General features: G+C 60.5%; 16 protein-coding genes. 6 read left to right on the plus strand and 10 right to left on the minus strand.

The features are described from left to right. The first annotated feature begins 581 nt into the window (after window positions 1-581). Window positions 582-3,215, plus strand: coding sequence for a hypothetical protein (locus BN3385_RS28055; protein ID WP_156432623.1), 2,634 nt, complete (start codon window positions 582-584; stop codon window positions 3,213-3,215). Beyond that, window positions 3,188-4,117, plus strand: a complete 930-nt coding sequence (locus tag BN3385_RS27515; RefSeq protein WP_197415140.1) for a phosphotransferase — start codon at window positions 3,188-3,190, stop codon at window positions 4,115-4,117. The genes BN3385_RS28055 and BN3385_RS27515 overlap by 28 nt, the downstream gene beginning before the upstream one ends. A gap of 386 nt (window positions 4,118-4,503) precedes the next feature. On the opposite strand, the gene BN3385_RS07365 is transcribed toward BN3385_RS27515, so the two are convergent. The 7 genes from BN3385_RS07365 to BN3385_RS28060 all read right to left on the minus strand — a co-directional run bounded on the left by BN3385_RS07365 (window position 4,504) and on the right by BN3385_RS28060 (window position 11,925). After that, a complete protein-coding gene (locus BN3385_RS07365; RefSeq protein WP_059015902.1) occupies window positions 4,504-5,412 on the minus strand; it encodes a hypothetical protein in 909 nt (302 codons plus the stop codon). A gap of 519 nt (window positions 5,413-5,931) precedes the next feature. Next, on the minus strand, window positions 5,932-7,566 hold the full coding sequence (locus BN3385_RS07370) for a protein kinase domain-containing protein (RefSeq protein WP_059015903.1): 1,635 nt from the start codon (window positions 7,564-7,566) through the stop codon (window positions 5,932-5,934). A gap of 292 nt (window positions 7,567-7,858) precedes the next feature. Further along, complete coding sequence (locus BN3385_RS07380; protein ID WP_082690321.1) at window positions 7,859-8,293, minus strand: PP2C family protein-serine/threonine phosphatase; 435 nt, start codon at window positions 8,291-8,293, stop codon at window positions 7,859-7,861. Further along, window positions 8,290-8,799, minus strand: a complete 510-nt coding sequence (locus BN3385_RS29305; RefSeq protein ID WP_082690322.1) for an FHA domain-containing protein — start codon at window positions 8,797-8,799, stop codon at window positions 8,290-8,292. The genes BN3385_RS07380 and BN3385_RS29305 overlap by 4 nt, the downstream gene beginning before the upstream one ends. Next, entirely contained in the window at window positions 8,787-9,434 is a 648-nt protein-coding gene (locus BN3385_RS07390; protein WP_059015907.1) for a 4Fe-4S cluster-binding domain-containing protein, read from the minus strand. Before BN3385_RS07390 ends, BN3385_RS29305 begins: the two co-directional genes overlap by 13 nt. Further along, complete coding sequence (locus BN3385_RS07395) at window positions 9,431-11,245, minus strand: AAA family ATPase (RefSeq protein WP_059015908.1); 1,815 nt, start codon at window positions 11,243-11,245, stop codon at window positions 9,431-9,433. Before BN3385_RS07395 ends, BN3385_RS07390 begins: the two co-directional genes overlap by 4 nt. Beyond that, on the minus strand, window positions 11,242-11,925 hold the full coding sequence (locus tag BN3385_RS28060; RefSeq protein WP_156432624.1) for a hypothetical protein: 684 nt from the start codon (window positions 11,923-11,925) through the stop codon (window positions 11,242-11,244). The genes BN3385_RS07395 and BN3385_RS28060 overlap by 4 nt, the downstream gene beginning before the upstream one ends. A gap of 1,205 nt (window positions 11,926-13,130) precedes the next feature. Here BN3385_RS28060 and BN3385_RS07400 point away from each other — a divergent pair. The 3 genes from BN3385_RS07400 to BN3385_RS07410 are packed head-to-tail and all read left to right on the plus strand — an operon-like array spanning window position 13,131 to window position 17,656. Beyond that, window positions 13,131-15,362, plus strand: coding sequence for a type IV secretory system conjugative DNA transfer family protein (locus BN3385_RS07400; RefSeq protein ID WP_059015909.1), 2,232 nt, complete (start codon window positions 13,131-13,133; stop codon window positions 15,360-15,362). Between the two features lie 54 nt (window positions 15,363-15,416). Continuing rightward, window positions 15,417-16,946, plus strand: a complete 1,530-nt coding sequence (locus tag BN3385_RS07405) for a hypothetical protein (protein WP_156432625.1) — start codon at window positions 15,417-15,419, stop codon at window positions 16,944-16,946. Window positions 16,947-16,951: 5 nt separating this feature from the next. After that, on the plus strand, window positions 16,952-17,656 hold the full coding sequence (locus tag BN3385_RS07410; RefSeq protein ID WP_156432626.1) for a hypothetical protein: 705 nt from the start codon (window positions 16,952-16,954) through the stop codon (window positions 17,654-17,656). A gap of 26 nt (window positions 17,657-17,682) precedes the next feature. On the opposite strand, the gene BN3385_RS07415 is transcribed toward BN3385_RS07410, so the two are convergent. Genes BN3385_RS07415 through BN3385_RS07425 form a run of 3 tightly spaced genes read right to left on the minus strand, consistent with a single transcriptional unit; the run spans window position 17,683 to window position 21,170 of the window. After that, the gene (locus tag BN3385_RS07415; protein ID WP_059015912.1) at window positions 17,683-18,948 is read right to left on the minus strand and encodes a vWA domain-containing protein; all 1,266 of its coding nucleotides are present in this window, start codon (window positions 18,946-18,948) and stop codon (window positions 17,683-17,685) included. A 1-nt stretch (window position 18,949) separates the two neighbouring features. Next, window positions 18,950-20,080, minus strand: a complete 1,131-nt coding sequence (locus BN3385_RS07420; RefSeq protein ID WP_059015913.1) for an AAA family ATPase — start codon at window positions 20,078-20,080, stop codon at window positions 18,950-18,952. A gap of 19 nt (window positions 20,081-20,099) precedes the next feature. Next, window positions 20,100-21,170 (minus strand): hypothetical protein, encoded by a 1,071-nt coding sequence (locus BN3385_RS07425; protein ID WP_156432627.1) that lies wholly within the window; start codon window positions 21,168-21,170, stop codon window positions 20,100-20,102. Between the two features lie 1,020 nt (window positions 21,171-22,190). On the opposite strand from BN3385_RS07425, the gene BN3385_RS07430 reads away from it, so the two are divergent. Further along, on the plus strand, window positions 22,191-23,030 hold the full coding sequence (locus BN3385_RS07430; RefSeq protein WP_059015915.1) for a hypothetical protein: 840 nt from the start codon (window positions 22,191-22,193) through the stop codon (window positions 23,028-23,030). Window positions 23,031-23,103 lie beyond the last annotated feature (73 nt).

The following is a 23,103-nucleotide window of genomic DNA, read 5'->3' on the forward strand; positions in this document are numbered from 1 at the left end:
GGGAGTTGTCATCCTCGTGGTGGGCATTCGCGAGCGGATGCGGTCCAAGAGATTGCACGCGCACCAAGCCCCAAAACGTCGATAGCCCGAGTTCCGTTCACCTCTCAGGCGACGCCGACATGCGGCTGTGGGGCTGGCCTCGAAAGGCCTAGCGCGGTCGGACAGGAACGGAGAAGTGTTCACCCAGTCCCGATCGGGCACGCTCGCGCTTGTCGGTGGCCTCGAAGAAAGTGGGCCTGCCGAGTCCCCGCCATGATAATGATGTCCGGTGTTAACAGCGATCTCCTTCCCGGGCGGCTTTACCGTTGGTGCCGGCCGAGTTCCCCAGAAGACATAGTCTTCTGATTAGCAACCAATTGGGAAGGGCAGAACCTTTGCAGTCGGCGCAGCGCACGCAAGGGAGCCCTATCCTCAGCATTTGCTACAAGTCGGGCCGGGCTGGCAGGGTCGGGCCTGAGCACGGGCGTTTGGCCGCCATGTTTTGCCGGGATCGCTCAGCTACCGCATTAGCGCTATAGTCTGCGGCTGAGCATCGCGTATTTGGGCACGAGTGTTGCTGCGGTTTAGTGGAGGTTAGGCCGATGGGCATTGGCGATCTATTTGCGCCCAAACTGGCGACAGTCAGCGCGCAGGACGTTTTCACCGATCGGATGGACGAACAGGAAGCTTTCGACGCTGCAGTAGCTAACCACCTGGCGGATGTTGCGCTTCTAGGATCTGGTGGGTGGAGCTCGCAAGATCTAGATCGTCCACGACGTAACGTCCTTAGCTACTACGGAGTCGGGGGAATCGGCAAATCCACGCTCCTAGACCGTTTGGCTGATCGACTGGAGAAAGCGATTCGCCAGCCGGCACACTGGGGGCCGCCGCCTCAACTAAGTGTTGCCCCTATCGTTGTCCGCTTTGACATGCGGCATGGAGATACCCGCGGTATCGAACAGTTACTCATCACTATTCGTGCTGAGCTTTCCTTTCATGGATTCCGGACAACCGCCTTCGATCTCTATTTGGCTCTTTATTGGGTTGACAATCATCCTAATGAACCACTGAACGAATTTGCTCAAAGAAGTGGTGCACTGAGGCGGGCCGTGAGAAGATTGGGTTTGCAGGAGCACGTCGAATCAGCGGTAGGCGATGTAGTTGGCGTTCTCACGGGGGCTTCAACAGCAGGGATGTCTGCAGTTCGCTTGGCAACCGAACTTGGTCGGCAAGTCGCAGAGCGGAGGTTGCGAAAGACAGCGCTGAGCGAGTGTGCCTTGCTTGAGAGTTTGCTAGATGCCCCGAAGGACGAGGAATCACTCTCCTACAGCCCCTACCTGCTCGCGTGGGACTTGGAGCGCATTCAATCTGCTGCACCACGACTGATTATTGTCTTCATTGATACGTTTGAGGAGGCCTCGCCGGCGACATCTGCACTGCTTGAACGCGTGGTTTGGCTACTACCCAACGTTTTATTTGTCGTTGCGGGGCGAAATCGACTGGCATGGGATGGCGACGCTGGTGGCGTGCCGGTAATCACAGGCAGGACGCTAAATTGGTCCTCTCTTGACCACCTTGCGACGGAGGAACCCCGTCAGCATCTCGTAGGCAATTTGTCCGACGTCGATGCGCGGTCCTATCTTCTTGCGTCGCTTGGCACGGCAATAGATTTGCAGTCGGTTGACTCGATCGTCGTCTCTTCAGGTGGGTATCCGCTTCACTTAGACCTGTCCGTTCAACGATTCCGCCAGATTGCGGTTTCTCGGCCGCCCAAAGCTGCAGATTTTGTAGCGACTTTCTCTCAATTGGCCAGCCGTGTCTTGCGGGATCTCTCTCCGGATGAACGACATGCCCTACTCGCTTGCTGCCTTTTCGACGCATTCGACGTTGATCTAATTCGCGACACGCTTGGACTGCGCCACAGCGGCCCTATCGAAATGCTTTTCGAGAAGCCACTCGTACAGGCGAACCCATGCCAACTCTATCGGTGGAGTATTCACAGAACACTGCGTCAGACTCTTCTAACATCGGAAGACTTGGGGGTCGATCAATGGACAAGGGCCGATTGGCGTCGCATAGCGCGACAGGCGATGGACGTTTTGAACAGTCATATCGCCACCGCCGACACTCAACGGCGAGAATTCCTGGCACTTCAGCTATTCCAGATCGCCTGGACTTTCGGTATCGCGGACAACCAACTTCCCCGCGTTGCTATCTCGCTAACCGGTGGTGGCAGCGTCAAACTCGATTGGGACCCCAAGCTCCTGCCAGGTCTGCGGGAGCCGGAAGCGCCCGAGTCGCCGTGGCTGTCACCGCTATGCCGTGGAACCGGTGTCGTCATGCAACGGCAGCGGATTCCGCGCGAAGAGGTCAATCGACGACTTAGTGCCCTGGCGGAATGCGCCCCCAGCTTCAGCGAGCTCGACATCCTCCGCTACTACCAAGCCGAAGCTGCAAGAGATATGGGGGACATCGAGCAATCGATGCAGTTGCTCGCCCGGATTCGCGCAACGGACGGACCGTTACGATTACAGGCAATTCATGGCACGGCCCATTTGTTACGGAGGCTCGGGAGGTTTCGTGATGTCGCAGAGCTTTTGAACACCAATTCTGAACAGCTCGTGCACGTCCATCGCCTCCGAGGTGACCTGGCCTGGACTCAGGGACAGTTGGTAAAGGCCGAAGAGCACTATGAAATGGCGGTGAACGCGGGCACATCGAGCGGTTCCGTTTCGGAGCAGGTGACGAGCCTGGCATCGATAGCCTTCGTTAGGGCCTGGCTTAATCCGGGGTCCGTACCCGAGGTCGTGGAAGGTGTCCGAGCAACGCTGGGCTCGCGCTTTCATAGTTTCTCTCATAGCCTCTGTGATGTTGCTCAGTTGTTGGCATCAGTAGAAAATCATGATCTATCTGAGCAGATTTACGCACATATCCGTTTTGAAACCGCTAGACTGCAACAACTTTCGCTTCTCGCCTACGCGGGCCTAGCTCGTGCCTTTAGTGGCGCGGTGCGAGGTGACAAGGATTTGATACTTTCGGCGCGGCGGGATCTTATTGATAAATGCGGCCAGAATGGTCAGTTCGATTACCTAGTTGAGGTGATCGACACGTGGACGGGAGGGGAAGTGGATACTCCTCGGGCGCAATGGATCGACCCTGAAGCGCTGTCGCGATGGAAAGAGTTGCCGGCTCAGAGGAGGAACTTGGATTGGCCCGTTACAGCGAGCTCACATTAGTGGAAGCGAAGGAATTGCTGGAACCCTTCGCGGTAGCTCCCGACTCAATCACGCCGCTTTCGGGTGGTGCGGCAAATTCCTCATTTGTAGTCCATGATGCCGAAAGGGACTACGTACTCACGCTTCTCGACAACCATGACTTCGAGTCTGCAATCGCGTTGGCTTCGACTATTGAGTACGCGGCTCGAAACGGTCTCGCGGTGGACCGACTCATCTCTACTCGTGAGGGCGCTCGCGTAAGTATGACGAAAAGCGGCGTGCCTGTGCTCGTCAAAGAATTTTTCCGCGGTCATGATCTCTGCAACCCGACGGCGAGTCAGATCCACAGTATCGGAGCAACTCTGGCCAAAGTCCATCAAGTCTCTCCGCCAAGCTTTCTTCACATCGGGACTAGGCGGCTGCCGGACGATCGGTGGAGCCTGATTGGACGGGCGCCGGAAGTCGTCGGTCTCCGTCGTTTGATGACTCGTGCAGACGCGATTGTCAACAACGACACTTGGAGGTCTTTGCCGACCGGCTTCTGTCATGGAGATCTCTTCGGGGACAACCTACTTGAGACTAATGAAGGCCTGATCCTTCTTGACTGGGAAACGGCTTCCGTCGAACCGTTCATTCTTGATGTCGGAATAGCATGTGTGGCTTACATCGAGGGTTATCCGGATAGGATGTCCTTAACTGTGAGGGAACTAGTCAACGGTTACCAGTCGGTCCGATCATTGCAGCGCTCCGAAATGGCGATGCTTCAGGATGCCACACTCTATGGGCTCGCAATGCTGGCGTTTCACCGCTTTGTCCGGCACAACGTGCGACATCCTGATCCCGCCAAGAAGGACTCCTACCGTAGTCTGGTCGATCTCGCTCAGCGCCTTGACTCCGCTGATTGCTTTCGTGAACTTGAATGAACGCGCGCAGGCTTCTACCGCGCAAGCAGACAGGTGTAGCCGCACTTCACGTGTCTGCAAATCAATTGGGTCCGGATGAAGCAATCCGAACCCAACTGCGGGTGGACTTAGTTCGTCGGTTGCCGGAGAGGGTCGGCGGTCGCGTTTATGCAGGGATCGCGCGGAAGATTGAACCGTCACCGGTTTGATCTGAGTTGGGTCACTTTGGTCAGTTTCCGGCGAGCGCAGTGCATTGACCTGGGGTGATGCTTGGGCTTAGTCCATAAGCTACTGAGGGTTTCTCGCGGAATGTTGTGAGTTTCGGGGTGTAGATACGCGAAAGTTCCTGTCCTGCAACTGAATCAGCCGAACCTGCAGCCGGATTGGTATCTTCCCTCAGTCGGGCTTCACTGAAGATCGAATCGGCCGGCTCCGGCGCCATCCAAGGAAAAGTTCAGCCTCCGCCCGTTTGTCGTCGATAGGTCGATGTTGGTTGCTACAGGATTCATCGGATACCTCATGCCCGTCTTGCTGTTCTGGGCCCAGATCTCTGCCGAGCCCTTGGTTTCGAACGGCTCAGTCCAGTCGACGTGATTAATCACGACGTCACCGGTGAATGTGTCACTGTCAGGCAGATCGTATCTGCCCACGAAGTCCCAGCCTCTATACACCAGGACTCGGTTGCACCCGTCGACGTTACTGCCCTTGCGTTGGCCCAGGTGCACCTGCCAGAGTTCCGGTTCATGTATCCCGTTCTCTGCGTGTAAGTCCCAGCTTGCGCAGTTATAGAACCTGTCGCTGAAGGGGAAAGGCGTCTCGCGCAGCTTGGCGATCGTCTTCAGTTCAGCGTCGCGCCACTTTGACTGCGTGCTAGGTATGAGGACGATCAGGCATCCTACGATGCTGATCCACCCCAAAGTGACGGTGAAGACTCTTCCTCGCCAGGGCCGTCTAACCACTAGAAACAGGCCAACACCGAACATGATCGGAACAAGCCCTGCCAAGTATGTCGGTAGAAAGTGGTCGAGAACACCGCGAACTTCCGGGTAGTAGACACCCGGGTCGGGCTTAAGAAGGAAGGTCTTCGTCAGGAGGAAATGACCGATCAAGAATGGCGCCAATACCGTGACGGCGAGGAAACCAGCCAGCATCAGTGCACGAATATCCCCGGCGCGGAGAAGGCTAGCGGCGGCCTGGGTTTGGCGTTCAGCCTCCTCGGCTTTCCTGTCGCGTTCGCCTTGGCCCAGCGCACAAGCTGACTCCACGGTAGCGTCGACGAGCAATGTGAGCGCCAAAGTCTGCTGTGTTGAAGACATTACAGTCGATCACCGATGTCGATTGTTATGCAGAGACGAGATTAGGTACCCGATGAGACCAGACAAGCACGGAAGCCAGACGAAGGAAAGATCGATTAGTTGTCCGCGCGGCGGCGTGCTTCCCCACATTGAGGAGACAAGTGGCATTGCGAACCATCCGCACGCCGCGCCGGCCAAGAGCGCTCCGTTCCTGCCAGGCCCAATACGTACGTCGACCGCTAGTGCTCCTATCACGAGGGCAGCACATATCAACGTCGTTGCCTGCCAACTACCACCGGCAACCCCGAGTCCGAGCGACACGGAGAGGATGAACCAGAGCGGTGTCAGCAAGAAAGCCCGAGTACGCGCGCTTCTGAACGCATCTCGAACCTCCTGCTGCCGGGCCTGCGCCGCGCGCTGAACTGCTTGGCGCTGTTCACCCTCCCTCCGCAGCAAAGTGCTCTTACCCAAGTCGGCCGCGGGCTGAACGGTGGCGTCTGCCAGCAACACCAACGCAATCTCTTCGTTCGAAGCTGGCATTCAAAGCCCCGCGTCGCGCCGTAGTCTCACGAACCACTCCACTTCGTTCGCAGCCGACATGGCCGAGGATGCCACGCGGCTTCGAACATCGGTGATGTATCTGTCCGCCACCGTGCTGTCCGAGGCCGCGAGCAGCAGTGCCCACGTCCGGAGGTGCAGTAAGGCATCCGTCGACAGCGGTATACCCCGTTGTTGTGCAGCTTCGGTGGCCCGGTCGACCAGGTCTCGCCAATTCGCCTCGATCATTCGATATCCCGACCGGGTGCCATTGTTCGCCACTGCGCCGATTACTTCGGCGCCAAAGAGGGCATCTATAACGTCCGTGTCGCCGTCCTGGACGAGGCGGCGAAGATCAGCTGGTGAACCGATCGGCTTCGAGCGGAAGGTCAGATTCGCCGTCGGTGACAGGCGGTTGACGAAGTAGGCGACCTTCGCGTCGGGATCCCAGTTGTGCTGCCGTATTTCGGAATAGTCGTCGCCCGTGCGTGCTTCGTCACGTAGCCAAGAGATAAGGCGGTCGGTACCTCGTCCGCTGAGCAGACGCGCCGCGTCGGTTGGCCGATCCGCCATGGCCTGACCCAACGCCGCTGGCGAGTCGAACTCTGCGACACCGGCGAACGCAAACGGCTCGACAGGCGGCGAAGGTGCCGCTGTTGTCGAGAGGTCGGTCTCACTGTCGATCGCGCGGCGTACCTCGGGGTTCCCTCCTGCAAGCCAAGACTCGACCTGCCCTGAACCCCAGCGGTGGTCGGGGTCGCGGGTGAGCAGCCCGGCCAGCAGCATTTTCCAGCGGCGGCGCCGAACTGGGGGCACGTCGAGTTGGTCGACAGCGGAAAGTGAGATGTCCCTGGAGATCAGATCAACTTCGATCGTGCGTTGGTTGGCCCAACCTTGTTCGCTGACCTGGTAGTACCCTCGGCCAACGAGCACGGTGTACATCACCATTCCCAGGCTCCACCAGTCGGCCGGCGCTCCCTTGACCCGCATGATCTCCGGCGCGTTGTATGCCGTGGTGCCATGGCCGAAGTTACTCAGATTAGATCGCTCGCCCAAGTCGAGCGTAAGCCCGAAATCGCTTAGCACAAGCTCTGTTTCATCCGCGTTGCGGACAAGCACGTTACGAGGCTTGATGTCTCCGTGGACAACTTTTCCGCGCTCTCCCTGTAGCGACTTGATGCACCACGACAGTCGCCCAAGAATGGTGGTCGCAAGCTCATCGGAGCGGCCACGCGAAGCGATGAATTCTTCGAGGGTCCCGTGTGCGCAGTACTCCATTACTTCGTAATGCAGTGGGGAGCCGGCCACATAATCACAGCCGCGTCGGACAACTTCGACCGCCCACTTGGGGGAGAAGTGCCTTCGGTACTCGGGAGAACCAAGTTCGAAGGTGTACTTGGGCGGCCGAAAGTAGACCTTCACAGCGTAACCTTGCCCGCTACTGGACGTGCATAGCCACACGCGAGCCTCCGCCCCGGCGCCCAGCTCTTTGATGGCGCGGTAACCCTCGGCGATCAAAGTCGGGGGAAGGGGTTGGTAGCCGGCGCCCTGAGCCGGGCCAGCGTTCGAGTCCTCAATGAAGGTCTCGCCCGCTCGGGGGATTCCGCTGGCGTCCTCCAAAAATGTCTCATCGGCCATAGGGTTCTCCATCGTCGGTCAAAGAAACTTGGACGACCGAAACGTTGTCTCCGCCCCCGCCGGCGAGCGCCAAATCCCGTAAGTCGGCCACAAGGCCGGGCCCTCCGATGAGGACCCGTTCCTCGATCTTGTCTGAGTTCGCGTAGTCGTCGAGTCCGTCGGTGCTCAGTATCAACCCGGGGTCCGGAGGGAGGGGGCAGGTGAAGAAGTCGGGCACAAGGATCAATCTTCTTCCCCCGCCGAGCGCTTGCGTTAGCGAACCCGAATCCGGATGCCGATGGTCGGTGGATAGTTAGGCCAGATAGCGGCCCTCTACGCGATAACAGCGCGAGTCCCCGACGTTGAATACCAGAACGTGCCCATCCGGATAGATCACCAGACCAACCACAGTGGAGCCCATTCCGGCCAAGTCCGGTTGCTTATCAGCCGCGTCATTAATCGCATCGGAGGTCCGCTGGAGTAGGACTCGCAGCGAGTCCTCGGATGGCGCCGGCTCCGCTGGGAGACCACCGACCAAAGTCGCCGCGAGGCGACTCGCAGTTTCCCCGCCGGCGTGCCCACCCATACCGTCACAGACCGCCACGACCACCGGGGCGACGACGTCGACGACAACGGAGATCGGCCTGGTGATTTCGCCGGTAAAGGCCCAGCCACCCCACCCGACGCAGTCCTCGTTGTGGTCGCGCACCGAGCCGCGATGAGTGATAGCGGTGATTCGAGCCTTCATCCTCTCTCCCAAAGAATCTCGATATCCACGTTGGAGGCCAGCCGGAGTGCCTGGCCTTGCCGAATCTCGTATTCACAGTCAGCAGGGAGCCGTTGTCCATCGACGAATGTGCCGTTGCTCGAGCACATATCGGTGATGCTCAAGCGCCCGTTCTCAAATCGCAGTAAAGCATGACTCCGCGACACGTTCGGCGCCTCGCGAAACACACTGGCCGTCTCAAGCGCGTCGTCTCTCCCGAGGCGTAAGGTGTCGCCCTCAGTCAGAGTGAGGCGCCTCCCACAGACCAGTAGATCCACACTCCGCCGAAGCGCTGGGTCGTCGTCCAATTTGGTGTGGTCTGATCCAGGAGTCGCGGGCGGGCCTGGCGCCGCCGTGGTCCGATTGAGCTCCCACAGGTTGGTGAGGCATGTGTTGCATTGCGAGTAGATGTTCCGGTCCCAATTCGCACCGCACACGCACGTAACGACATCGGTTCCGATCGGGCTATCCCCAGTCATGTCAACCATGATGTTCGTCCTATCGAGATGCCGCGCTCTTCGAGGGCCTGATCCAAACGTCGAAGATCACCCGGCTTGGGGATACCGACCATCCACACCGAGCGTTGGTCAACATGAATGGCGATCCTCTGTCGCTGCGCGGCGTAGCTCTCCTCAAATGTTGTCTGCGCGTAACGCTCTTCGGCCAGCGGAGTGATCCGGTGAACGCCTTGATTAGCGGACCCGCGTAGCGAATAGTCCCCGGCAAGGTCGGAGTTGAAAGGGTCGCTGATCAACAAATCAACCTGATCCCACAACCACGGCAGGTCGCGCCGGAGCTCCTGGGAAGGCCTGCCTGAGTACACAAGCACGTCCACGTGGGCCCGTATTGGCGCCAAAGCATGCAGCAGTGCGCGCAGGGCATCAGGCTGATCGGTCGGTTCCCCACCGGAGATCGTTATCCCGTCGAGCCTTCCGTCTAGCTGATTCAGCCAGTCGACGATCATCGAGATATCGGTTCGCTTCTTTTCGTCGAATGGCCAGGTATCTCGCGAGATGCAGCCCCGACAGTGAATGCTGCAGCCTTGGAACCATATGCCGGCGCGCACTCCGTAGCCGAGATTTTGCACCGGATAGTGCAATCGCGACAACAGCACGGACGTCACTGCAGCACCACCGTCCAGCCGTCAACCGACCTCCTAATGCTAGTGACCGTCAGCGAGGCGGACCCGAGATCCTGTGTGAACAATGCACGAGCTAGGGGATTGGTGAACATCGACTCGACGGCGTTGCGTACGCCGCGCCCACCGAATTCGATCTCTGAGAGCGCACCGTCCACCAGGCTGCGACTTGCTTCGGCCGCGATTGTGATATCAAAACCCAACTGCTCGCGGACTCGGTCGACGACATTGCCGACGAACATCGGGATCAGCTGCTCGACGATCTCCGGAGTGATGAAATCGAAAACCACGATGTTGTCGCCGATTCGGTTGAGGATCTCCGGCCGACCGATCTCGGTCTTGAAGTGTTCCTCGACAGCTGTTCGAATCTCCCGCTCGACGATCTCGTACGGTGCGCCGGGCATTACAACGGGTGTCCGCTTCCCTGAGTCGCTGTACTCGTAGACACCTAGGTTCGAGGTGAAGACGATCAACGTCTCGTTGAAGAACACGGTGGCGCCGGTTCCGTCGGTAAGTCGTCCGTCATCGAGGATCTGCAGGAACTTATCGAGTATCCGGGGATGGGCTTTCTCGATTTCATCGAACAGAATGAGCCTGAATGGTTGTTGGCGAATGGCGTTGGTGAGTTCACCTCCTCCCGAAAAGCCTTCATAGCCGGGAGGGGCGCCAATCAGTCTTGCTTCGGTGTGGTCGAAGCGAAACTCGCTCATGTCGAAGCGCAGAAACGAATCCTTCTGGCCGAAGACGAGTTCGGCGATCGACTTGGCGAGTTCGGTCTTGCCCACGCCGGTTGGGCCGGCGAAGAACAGGACGCCTTGCGGTCGTGCGCTCGAGCTGCGTGACTCCGCGCCGGTGAGCCCCATACAGGAACGAATCAGAATGTCGACGGCCTTTCGGATTGCTGCGGGCTGGCCAAGGACCTTTCTGCTCAGAATCCCCACGCCATCCCCGACCCTCTGCCTGAGTCCCATTGACTGCCAGGGATTATCGGGTATGCCGTGTCGGAAAGTCCGTATCGCGTCATCGATTCGGTTCGCACCGATCTGGCGGTCCTGGGCGAGCCGACATATCTCTGACATCGATCGCAACGTCAGCCCGTCCGTGTGCGCTGCGAACCGGTGCACGATATCTGTGAACTCAGGGGAGTCGAGTTCCGGCGGCTCGGGCAAGGACAACACTAGGCTGCTAGCGAGGGCGGACCGATGTTCCATCGTAGGGTCGGGCACCGATATCACTCGTGCCAACTCAGACGAGGCAAGCCACGACGGTAAGTCGTTTTCTCGATCAACAAGCCAGATCACCGTGTTGTAGACCGCGGCTTTGTGGCGTCCCTGCACGTGCCGCGTCGGTGCCGTGAGCATCAATTTCTCTGCGGTGGCCAGCAGGCGGTGCATGTGCTCAGCCGACAAGTTGCCGCTGGGCGCCAGCCGAGATGCGTTGTTGAGCAACAGGACACACGGGGCCGCAGAGGTCACCACTGACCGAAGTAGCGCCGTCAGCTCGTCAACAGACGATGTGCCCCCAGCACTAGCTCGTGTTTCGATAAGAGCGGCCGCTGTCCCGTTCTGATTGCGCGCGGCGCTTGCGCCGTCGACCGGGTCGTAGACGATCACGTCGTGATGTCCGGCGCCTTCGAGTTCGAGCAGTATTGCGTCGACCACGGAGGCCTGCCGAGGCGCGACCCCCGTGCGCGGAATCAGCACAGTGTCGCGCAGATTCCCTGTGATCAGGACTTGCGGATTGGCGGGAAGGGCGATGTCAAGCTCGCGGAGCCAGCCCGGGTATTCGAGGTTCATCGCGCCGTTCGACTACGCTTATTGGGCCGCTCACCTGCAGACGACGACCGGTCTGGATCGCTGCGCAACGACAAGGTCTCTGGGGTAGACAGCCCGGGCAACCTACGTTCCGCAACGTCCGCGGAAACGCCTCTGTCCCGAAGTGCGCTGAGCAGGATCGGAATTCGATTACAGAACTCGTCTTCGGCATCGCGGTCCGCGGATCCGGCATCACCGCGTGCTATCGGGCCGAGTCGGACGGCGCGGATGTCGATTCGTCCATTGCGCACATCGGCGCGTACACCGTGGCTGTTGCTTTGTCGAAAGACCAACGTCTCTGGTGTCTCGAGATCGACGTCGGCCGTCTCATACCCCAACTCAAGCAAGGATTCGGCGACCGCGTTGCGCACATAGTCGCGATCTGCAGCCGCTGCGGCCGCATCGAGTTGTTCGGTGATGGCTGCTTTGGCTTGCCGTAGGTCGATGTCGGCCGAACCGCCACTCGTTGCAATGAGTTCGGCGTGATCAAGCAGAGCTCGCAGTGGGGCAGGGTCGGACACTGACTCAGCTTGTGCTCGCAACTCAGCGATCTCGGTCAGGTACCGAGCACGTTCGGCATCGCGTGCATTAGCCAATGCAATTCGTTCGCTCAAGTCCTGGTAAAGCAACCGTGAACGGTCAGGATCGGTCTCGGTGAGCACAGCGTGAGCAGCTTGCTCCAACTCGGCCGACGGAGACTGCAACGATGTGAGTAGCCTGGCAACCTTGGCGGCCAGTTCAGCACTTCTTCTCTTTGTTTCGCTTGAGGTCCGGCTTCGATGCGTCGCCGACTCGCTCCGTTGGCTTGCCTGGTCCGGGGGCCGTTGTTCTCTTCTCTCGAGTTCTGCCAGAACATCTTTCAGGTTTGCGGCTACCTGACGGGTCCTATCCGCGAACTTGCGTCGGGCTAGATTTTCGGTGGCGCTGGTCAACTCTGCCTCGAGTTCGTCGCAAAGCCGTTCGAGTTCGGCCGAGGATGTGTCGGAAAGCGTTCCGATTACGACGGCGCACTCGGGGTATCCGCTAGAGACGCACTGCTCGTTCAACGCCTCGACACGGCCGCCAATGGCAAGCCACCGGCGCCGAGCTGACTCAGCACGGTGCCTCTCGACAGCCCGGTAGTCGAGAGCCTTTGGGCCGCTCATGTTTACTGTTTGACCCCGCCGTCAATGCGCTAATGAGTTGTTTCTTGCCGAGCGTCGGCAACGGCTGTTTCCCAAAGGAGTGTGTGAAGCGCGATGACCTATCGATGCTGCGCGCACGGATTGCCACCTTGGCCATGACACTTTGTACAGTTACCGAACATGCCGTGCACCTTGCCGGCGCCCTTGCAGGTTGAACAGCGGCCATGTCGGCAGTCTTTGCACCGATCGTTGTAGCCCATTGGAGCGCCCCTTACTAGCCCAGCGAGATCGTGGTGTTCCTGCCGAGAAGATACACCTGCAATTCGCCGGCCGCTGTCGATCGCGTGACGGACGGGAATTGCCGATGCAATGGCGCCGATGCAAGCCATGAACCGGCGCTCGTTTTCGTCGCTGCATGTCGGTTGGGCGCCCGTAGCAAATTGAACTCGACGTTGACAACGCACAGGCGCGAAGTCCGCGTTGATGTGCTGAACACGGCCGATTTCGGCCGAGATGGTTCTGTTTACAAAGTGCTCCGAGCACGGGGCTCAGCTGGGCATTGCAGCGGCTGGCGCGCGGAGACACAGAGACAGACAATCAGGGGGTCTCTCCGCAGCGGTTTGCCAGCCGATTGTTCAGAGGCAATTTGCCCGTTCTACTTCGGTGTCGAATAGATCCTTCGAACAGTGGCCAAGACCCGGCAGGAGGGATAGACAGCATTGGTCTCGATGGAACGATGCGAGATGGAGTCCAAGCGGCGAAGCGTCATTGAGTTGACGGCACTTCGGCCCCAATCAGCCGAGTCGGCTGCCCGGCTACGCAAGTCGGTGGCGTTGCGGTTGGCTGCGATTGCCGCCGAAGCCACCGGAACAGAACTCGAGCTCGGCATGTTCACCAACATGGACGGCATGGTCGACGTCGACATTGTCGTCTCAGGTGGTCAACAAACCGATGCGATCGCCTCCGAGATCGCCGAGTTAATGCATCCGATTGCCGAGCTGTCGGTTCACGAGTACGAGCATCCGGTGCTATCAGAGTGGCCATTGGTCGCCGACGCCCGACCGAGGGCACTCGGATTCGCTCCCGATCCGGAGCCGGCACCGCCGACAGTGGCATGGCACGGCGCCGAGGTCCCCACTCCGCAACTGCTGGAGGAGCTCTCGACGCTCCCGGGACATGGTCTGCGTATCCGGTTGCTGCCAACATGTCGGCAGCAGGCGCGATGGTCTGCGGAACTAGGCATCGTCACCGCTGGCCAGGCACCATCACTGCGGTCACGGTCAATGATCCGGAACCGGTTCCCCGGACTCCAGATCTCGCTGATGAAGGAAGATCGGGCGGCGCGGTTGGTGCTAGATGAGAGAGGGCTGGCCGATGTGTTTGCCGTGCCAGTGGGCGATGTCGAACCGCTTGCCGGAACCTATGTCGCGCCATCCGCACCGATCCCAGTGACTCCATCGCGCCGCCCCGCCGCGGGCGGCGTCCGCATCGGACATGCGGTCACCGGCGGCGGTCGGCCGATCTCAGTGGAACTCGAGGCGGAAGAGCGACTCAGGCATATCCATGTTCTCGGTCGAACAGGAACAGGGAAATCAACCGTGTTGGCTGGTATGGCTCACGCGATAGCTCAGCGCGGGGAAGGGATGCTCATCATGGATCCCCATGGTTCGCTGTGCGACCGGATCCTGGCCGAGTTGCCGGATCATGCAATCGACCGGGTATGGCTGATCAGATGTGGCGACGTCGAGAACCCGGTACCCATCAACCCGCTGGCCGAGGATGACCCGGTTCGCCGCGATATCGCTATCGCCGACCTGTGCGCGACGTTTCAGTACATCTTCGACCCCAAGGAGACCGGCATTGTTGGTCCGCGTTTTCACGAACGTGTAGGTATGACGTTGCGTGCGTTGGCCGCCGTGCATGGTGTGCGGGCATCACTGCTCGATGTCCCCATTGCCTCAGAGAATGAGTTGTTCATGGCTGCAGCGGTTCGGTATTCATCTGACGACAGGCTCAAATCATGGTGGAAGGTCAACGGTTTGGCCAAGAGGTCCAACGAGTTCGGTGAAGTGCTGGCCTGGGTGAACTCAAAGTTCGAACGCTTCTCCAACACTGCCGCGCTTCGTGCAGTTCTCGGATCCGGTTGTAACGCTATGGATTTCACTCAAGCCATGGATGATGATCGCATTATTCTCGTAGACCTGTCTAAGGCCGAACTCGGTGAGCAAGCAAGTTGTCTGCTCGGCTACCTATACCTTGGGAGGGTGTGGGCCGCCGCCCTCCGCCGCCGGCGCGATCGCCCGTTCACCGTGATGGTAGACGAGGCGCACACAGTGATCTCCGGGTCCCTGGCGAACATGCTGTCAGAGGGTAGGAAGTTCGGTCTCTCGGTTGTTCTGGCCCATCAGTTCCTCGACCAGCTCGACAGCAATCTGCGGCCCGCCGTGGATGGAAATGTCGCCACGACAATCGCTTTCCGTAGTGCAGTGTCGGACGCGGTCGAGCTGCAGCGTCGGTTCGCTGGCCTCATTGACGCGTCGGTGCTTGTGACACAGCCAGATCTGTCGGCGACCATCATGCGTACCGCCAGTTGTGACATTAGCCGACCGCATACGCTCGTTGTCGACCATAACGACTTTGCAGATGCCCTCGACGGTGCCGCACTTGCCACTCGCCTAGACGAGATCATGGGCCGCACGATGGAGGCATTGGTTAACCCATATCGCGATCTGACCCAAGCCGCCACGGCGGGCGTTTCCAACGTCACTGCGCTACCGCTGCCCTTAGAAGCCGTGGCAAGCGACGTGAATTCTCCGGCGAAGGCGCCTAAGGCAAAGAAGACGCCGGCTGCCGGCCGATCAGCCTCTTTTCTTGACCAGTGGTTGGCCGAGCGAGCGGCCAGCGGGTCCAGCCGGCCGACTGGGCACCACGGTGGCAGTACGGATGGCGAAACCGCGTTGGGCGGCGACAACTAATCGTTCTGCCTCACACAATCATGGTGGCCGCCGTCAAAGACCTCCCCCAAGTTGATGGCTCTGGACGTTAACCTGGGAGCATCTGGCAAAGCGAAGGACGGCGAATTGGTTGACGCGGCATTCGGAATGGATCTGCGTGATATGGCTCGTTCATTGTCGCAGTACAAGCGCGGCGTTTTGACGACCGACGAACTCTGCGATCAAGCCGTCGTCTGTGAGCTCTACCCGTTCGACACCAGATTGGATGACGGCGAGAGGGTTACGACCACCGCTGAACTGTACCGGTGGCTGCTGGACAGCGAAGCGTTCGACCATTGGGGTGACGGCCCGTGGAGCCGAGAGCAAGCCGCCGCAGAAGTGCTCGTGGCGATGGTACTCAACACACAGATCTACAGGATCGGCGATCTACAACTTCCGCGCCACCCCGGCGCCGATCCGGGATTGGCGCGGGCCTTCTGTGGCCATTGGGCAGAGCAGTTGGTCGATTTCATCCAGGCCTCGCCCGGCGATCTTCGGACGGACCGGGTCGGGATGGCTGCCGCACGTGGCATCGATCATCTATTGCCCACGCCGCTGCTCTACGAAACTCTGTCGATCTCCGCCGAAGGGCCTGGCGATGAGTTCCCCCATAAACTGCGCATCGCCACGACATTGGTGCACCGGTTTGTCGACAAGGGTGATCATGCCCGGGCGCTGACATTCGCATCTGGCTTCGGTACTGATGCTCGCCGGCTTCTGCTGGAGATGGCGCGAGGGCTGCACGCCGACTCAGGGCGCTGGCCGGAATTGATGGCAGCCCTCGAGGCGCACCGCGACCAGATTCTGGCTGACGGTGATGACACTGCCGTGATGTATGCGGCGGCCAACGCCGCGGCCGGCGGGCATGCTGCCATCGCTCGGTCATTGCTCGGTATGGCCCAACTCGACACCGCGGTCCCTCCCCGCGATACCGACGACAACTACGTCCGGGCATGGAATCTCAGGGGCAGGTTGCACGTCGAGCTGCATGCTCTCGCATCGGTCATCCATTATGCGCTCGGGGATCGCGACGAAGCGGTGCGCAGTGCGCAGGTCTGTGCGCATCTTTCTTCCCGGTGGGCGGCCGGAGCGGACCGGTATGAGGTCGACTCGTGGTACCTACCGAAGGCGGCGGCGTGGATTCTGGCTACCGCGGAGCCAGATCCCGCTTCACGCGTGCTGATGCTCAAGCGTGGCTACGACAAGTACGAGTTCCGCGGACCACTCGAAGCCCGCTGTGCTTTGATGGCGGCCGATGCGTACATTGCTCTTGATCAGCCCGAGCTGGCGGCTTACTTCCTGGCCCAGGCCATCGATCACGTTGGCTTCCGATTAATCAGTGATCACTTCCCCTGTCCAATGGAATGGGATCGAGTTCGCGGTCTTCTCGAGGTATCGCGAGTGTCGGCGGATGAACTGACTGCAGCCGCAGCGGGACTTCGTCGTCTCGGTTATCTTCCAGAGCCCGAAACCGGCCAGTGCTTTTGGTGGATCGACGAGAAGTGGTACCGGCAGCTGTGGTCGGATGATCCTGGCCTGGTCACGCCGAAGCCGAAACGAGTGTGACGACAATGGATCCCGTCTTCGCGTCCGTGGACCAGTTCGTTCGGCGCCGCAAGGAACTCGCGAACGGGGACACCGATCCCCTCCTGATCGTGATTCGCGGGGATCGGCTCACTGCGTTGGTTGAATCCACCGATGTCTCAGGGTTGCTCGCACAGTCGGAGTTGGCCGCCCGTGGCTATGACGCTGACTTCCTGGCTCTGACGTTCGAGGGAGTTGTTCCCGTCGCGGACGTGAATCCGCTGACCGGGCAGCCCTGGGAGCGCGGCGAGGCTGACGCGGTACGCCTGCAGCATGATGGGATATCCAGAGGATGGGTGGAGGAGATCGTGGTTGTGGCGATAGTTGGCCGCGCTGGCGAGTCATGCACGACCACCTACTCGATCACGGCAGTCGAAGACGGGTTGTCGTGGGATTCGGAACGCTTCGGAAGCCGGCCCGTTGGCGTCGAATCATACCTTCAACAGGCACTTGCTGCGCCGCCGCTCGATTCGGCCGAGGTACGGGATCCGGGCGCTGATTTCGTGGCGTCCGACGATGCGCCGTTCCTAACACCTGAGGCTGGCCGATTGTCCTTGGATATCGGATGCACTCGAATTATCGATCGCCGGCTCGAGTACGGGGTAGCAGCATTGATCGCTCATGATGACCGCGAAGCTGCCACATTCGCCTCCGAAGGCCTGATGGACTGGCAGGTGTTGCGCTACAGGTGATTCCGTTTGTCGGGTTTTCGGCGGGCTCACATGCGTGCCCACTTGTCGTCGACTACGCACTCCACACGGGTGACCCACTTCGGCGTGGGAGGCAAGTCGAAGCCACGGCGCCCAAGGATGGCGGCGATGACGGCGGCTCCCGGTGGCGGGCCACTTGGCCAGGGCGTGTCGCCGTCAGTGAAGCAGATCACGACATCCGGGCGAGGGCGTTCGTCTTGAACACCGCCGAATCCAAGGCGCATGTCAGTACCGCCGGCACCGACGAGCTTGGCGTCCTTGGCATTCCGTATCCTCTGGGCGGTGTGTATGGCGGCGTCGACGGAGTAGATGGTCATCTGAGCTCCCGGTACTCCGAGCGCCATCAAGGCGCCATCGACCTCACCAAGTGCGCGAGCCAGCAGGGTGTCGTCGACGCTGCCGGACGTGTCGACGATGATCGAGACCCGAGGTACCGGCCTGTGCTGACCCGGCAGCACGACGCCGGGAAGCGCGTTGGAGCGGCGTGAGGGTTTGGTATAGGTGTACTCCCCGCGCCCGGCCGCCCAGCCGAAGGCTCGACGGACTGCTGCGGATAGCAATGGTTCCCAGGGGATTTCAGGCTCCAATGTCCTTTTGACCCAACGCAGGGCGTCGCCGGGCGTGGCGCCTCGACTAGCGGTATGCCCTTCGTATTCGATTGCAACCCGTCGGCGGATTTCGGTGGCGTCGTGTTTGGAGACTGTGCCGATGTCGGCGTCTGGACCGAATTCATTGGGACGGCGCAGCCCGTCAGCGCCGCTCCCGCAACCGTCCCTCGGCCCCCATGTGCCATCGCCATCGGCGCATGGGGGAGGCAATCGTGAGATGAGTGCGAAGTATTCTTCCGCAGAGCACGCATCTGGCAGTTTCAAGCTCCTAGCAGTCGGCAACTGCGGGGGCTTCAACTTGTCGAGGAGAAGAGTGTGGGAGATGGCGATGTCGGCTGCCCTTTCCCATGCGGAGGCAGTGGTGCGGTCGACGTGTTGGATTCTTGCGCGTTCCGCGTGTTCCGATAGCAGATGCCATGTCACGTGCGTGAGTTCCGCGCCGATCTCGGCAACGCTGGCGGAGTCAAACCATTCCTCGTTGATGTAAATGCGCCACCACTCGTCGCAGGTCAGCCGTTCGACCTCATCGTCGACAATCGGGATCAATGCGTAGATCGCCTGGGAGAGGTACACAAGGTCGCGAGGCGCGTCGGGTCGCCCGGCCGCGGTTGGCGGCGGCGAGCTGATCAGCCACAGCTTCGCAGCAGCGAGCTTGTGGTGGTCCATCTCAACGAGCCTTCGGGAGTAGACCGGCCAGCGCCAGCGCTGGTGCGAAGACCTTGATTGACGAGGGAACAGCTGTGCCGTTGGGCCGAGTATCGGGCCGCATCAGAGCGCGTACGACCGGGACGGCTGGGTCAAGGCTCACATTGGCGGCGGCCCGCGCGCAGATGTCGATCGCTGTCTCCCAGCGAAGAGCTGAAGGCTGCCGCGAATACGCACCGAGGACCGCCTGCAGTGTGACGAACACGCGGTCGGCGCGCATGCCTTTGAAGTCGACTGACGAGGGGTCTGCGAACAGGGCCTCGGGGTCGGGCAGGTCCTGGATGTTTGCCCACGTGAGGTATTCGTGGGCGGCCGGCGCGCCGACACAACCGGACACCAGAAGGCGGCGCACGTCGGCATTGGCTCCCACAGCTCGCGCGAACGCGGAGAGCCTGGCGGCGTAGTCCCAAGTGCGTGGAGTTGGGAACGCGCGCCCACGGTCTTCGGCGTTCTTTGGTGTCACGCTGAGCTGAGACTCGCGCGCCCGCAAGAACCCCGAGATCAGCACGAGCTCTTCCTGAAGCTTGCTCGGGTATGTGGGGGGATCTTGGTAAACCGGCATGGCGGGCCACTTTCCGGTGACGAGCCCCTCCGAGTAAACCTCGAATGGCATAGCCCAATCTAGGTGCACGAAGCGACTAGCCGTCGGCGCTGCGAGTTCCCACCCCGCGGCAGCCACATCGGAAGGGTTGGCGGCGGCGACGAACGATACGGTCTTCGGCAGTTGGACGGAGCCCACTTCATAGTGGGTGAGAGGTCTCAACGCGGCCGCCTGCAGCGACGGTGGCGCGGTGCTGAACTCGTCGAAGAAGGCGATGGAGGGGCCAGCGTACTCGGCCAGTCGCTTCGCCCAGGCGGGCGGTGCCAGACTCACCGAGCCGGCACTAATGATCGGCAGGCCGGCGAAATCGGAGGGCTCGCTGTGGGTGATGATCACCGTTTCGACGTGCCAGCCCATCTGGGCAGCGGATTCGACTACAGCGGTTTTACCCTCCCCTGGGTTACCCCACAACAGCACGGGGATACGTGCCGACACGCAGATTCCCAACGCTTGCAAGGCATTCTCGTACTCGCTCCTGGTGCGGATGGTCATGCCCCGTCCCTTTCTGTGATCACGCCGTCTGCTCGTAGCTTGTGGTGTAGGTGTCGAGGTCGTCGATAGTGCGCACCCCGTGTTTGAGTGCCCTGAGGACCTCTGGACGGTTTCCCAGGATCTCCAACATCAGCGCCAGTTCGGTCCGGCCTGGGCGGTCGTCCAGCGTCCGTGATTCGTGGTTCACCTGCTCGCACAACTCGTCGATCGCCCTGACCGATGGCGTAGGTGCGTCAATGCGGTGCCGTGCGAGCGCGCGAAAATGCTCACCGGTGAGCTTGCAACCCGCGTTGCCCCACCTCACTAATTGGAGCGCCACTGAGTTGATCGGCCAGCCAGTCAAAGCCGCGACCTCGTGCACGTACTCCGCAGCGATCCCGCCGCTGATCGCTTTCAGGACGTCGGCTCTGCTTATTCCGAACTGTAGCCACGCACCGCACTGTTGCGGACTTGCCAGCTTCTGCGGCTCATCAAGCCACGCCAGCCACGCTGCGGCGTCGGGGTCGGGTTGGTGAGCCAGGGTATCGGTCACCCATTGACGATTCGTGTTGCCGTAGACCAAGCCCAAGTAGAAGCGGATCGGTAGTGGATCGTCGACAACTGACGCTACGGCTGCCAGGTTCGGGATCTCGTCGATGTGTATCCCGGCCTGCCAGAGCTCGTCGACGCCGCCGGGCTCCCGGACGAGCCGTTCGGTGCGTTGACAGACCTTCGGAGTGCTTTCCCAACGCCCCCAGGTGGCCGCGGCCGCGTCGAGGAACATCTCGATGTCGTTGACGGGCACCCGGTGCTTTCTGGCCAGGTGACCGGGTGACCGCGTATGCCGGGCTGCGATGGCGGCACTCCTGAACTGCTTGCCACGGCAACATCCAGCGATGGAATAGCCTTTGGCCAACAGCCAGCTAGAGCCCCGCCCGATGCTCAGCGGGACACGCTCTGAACGGACGAGGATGCTGAGCGAAGCCTGGAACGCCTTGACGGTGCGTTCGATGTGCGTCACGCACGATTCGTAGCTGCCGAACGCCTCAGCGATACGCTCCGCTTCCTCATCGTGCGGTGTTGTGACGGTCCAGTCGGGATCGACGGTCACCTCATGTTTCGCACCTCTCGGGCCTGTCGTGCCGTTGAGGCACTCCATCCGTAGTACGAGGGGTTGGCCACCGGGACCCGGTCCAATACGTGTAATCAGTGGCCTCCAGTGTTTAGCGACGGAATACCGCGGTTGAAGGCTTGTCCAAATCCAACTGGGTGTCGGGAGCACTGACATCGAGTCGCTCGCAGGCTGCGCGGAGGTCGATCGCCAGCCACCGGAGTTCGCATCCCCGATGTCCTCCCTTCCGGCGGGATTGATGTGATGCAAAGACGCCTTTAATCGTACATTTGTTCGATGCCGGGGGGTGTCGGTCGAACGGATTACTTCGACGTCATGGTCTGGGTCCCGCGGTCGGCGGGTGGCGGAAACTCTGGCGCCACCCGCCGCAGCAGGAACGCTCAGTTCGCCTGGTGGAGGCGGCTGAGCAGGACGGCTAAGCCGACCTCCTCGCGACTCCCGCCTCGGGTTCGTACCGTGCTGGAGTCGGAGATGCGAACCCTCATCGGCGAGGGCCGGCGTGAAGGCTTGAGGTCGGCCTTAGCCGGTGGCGGAAGGTGGCTCACTAACCTGCGCCGCGAAACCCCGGCGGCTCGAGCGGCCAAGGCGACCCAGTGGGCGCAAGGCCCGCACCCGCAGCGCTTGCCGCCCGTCGCCGAGTGCAACCTGCCCTCGAGTTGCCCGAGGGCGAAGGCTATCCGGTTGTCTTCCAACATATTTGCTCCTGCCTGTAGATACACGTCACCTGTTTGACGTGTCATCAGGGCAGAAACCGGTCGAAGGTGAAAGTGGCCGGTGCAGCGTACTCGGATGGCTACCGATTCCGCGCTTATGAGGCTAATTGGATGTCCAAGGGTTCTATTGTCTTGAGGCAATGCCGATTAACGACCAGTATTCGCCCATGGTGCTGGAAGACAATTGCTCGTCCCGCCGGGAGCCACGTGCGCCCTCTCCGCAGACATCACTGATCTGGATTTCCTATGATCGTCCGGTCCGAGTTTCCAGCTGAGGGGTGAAGCTGTGGGTTCAGCCGTCGGAATCTTGGTGGCGCTCTTCCTGATCTTGGGGATCTACTCCCTTTTCTTCGGTCGTCGTGTCTTCTCTGCCGACGACCGCGATCCGACTAGGTTCGGAACCAAATTCACTAGGAGGGGCGACCTTTGGCGTGGTGCTGTCGAGGGGCTGCTTCTTGTGTTCGCGGTCGCGGCGATCGCCGGCCGTGGATTCGACCTATTGTCCGCGGTTTTCCTTGGTCTAGTCATAGCTGTGCTGGCGGCTGTCGCCGGCCTGGTTTCGGGGGCAGGTCGGTTCTTCATTCAGACCGCGTACAGCGTTGTGGGGCTCATCGCCTCCGGAATAGTGCTAGGAGGCTTGTTCCAAGAGGACGGTCTGTGTTCAAGCGTCGATCCTGCCCTGCGTACTGGAGTCGTCGTGGCGCTAGTCGTCGTCTGGGCGTTGGGCTTGGTGCTTGGAATTCTCAGCCTCAGGTTGGTGTCGGTTGCCCTCAGCCGGGTGTTCTCCCGTTGGCACGCTGCTTCTGGCCTAGCCCTCTTCGGCGCGTTGGACGTGATCGTCATCGCTGCGGGACCCGTCGGTCTGGGAGTGGGGGACACAGGGGTCGCCATCATCTTCTGGGGGGTGGCCGGCATCGGCCTGCTAACCGGGGTTATGCCTGAACTGGTCATGCTGACCTGCGCGCTGGCGCTCGCACTGCTTACGGTCGTCTCGACCTATACCCCGCTGCCGCTCGATTGCAATGGTCCCGGCTCGAGCGTCCCAGTCGCGATGGTTCTCGGCTACTTTGTTACCGCCGCAATGGTCAGCAGGCTGACTCTTGCCAGACTGCGTCGCGGCTCTTGATTTATCTGTGCTTGCTCAGTGTCTGTGACTTGGCGTTCGGAGTCGTGTCGGGAGTCGTGCGGCCTAAACGCTT

The organism is Mycobacterium sp. M26, from assembly GCF_001494595.1.
Taxonomy (GTDB): domain Bacteria; phylum Actinomycetota; class Actinomycetes; order Mycobacteriales; family Mycobacteriaceae; genus Mycobacterium.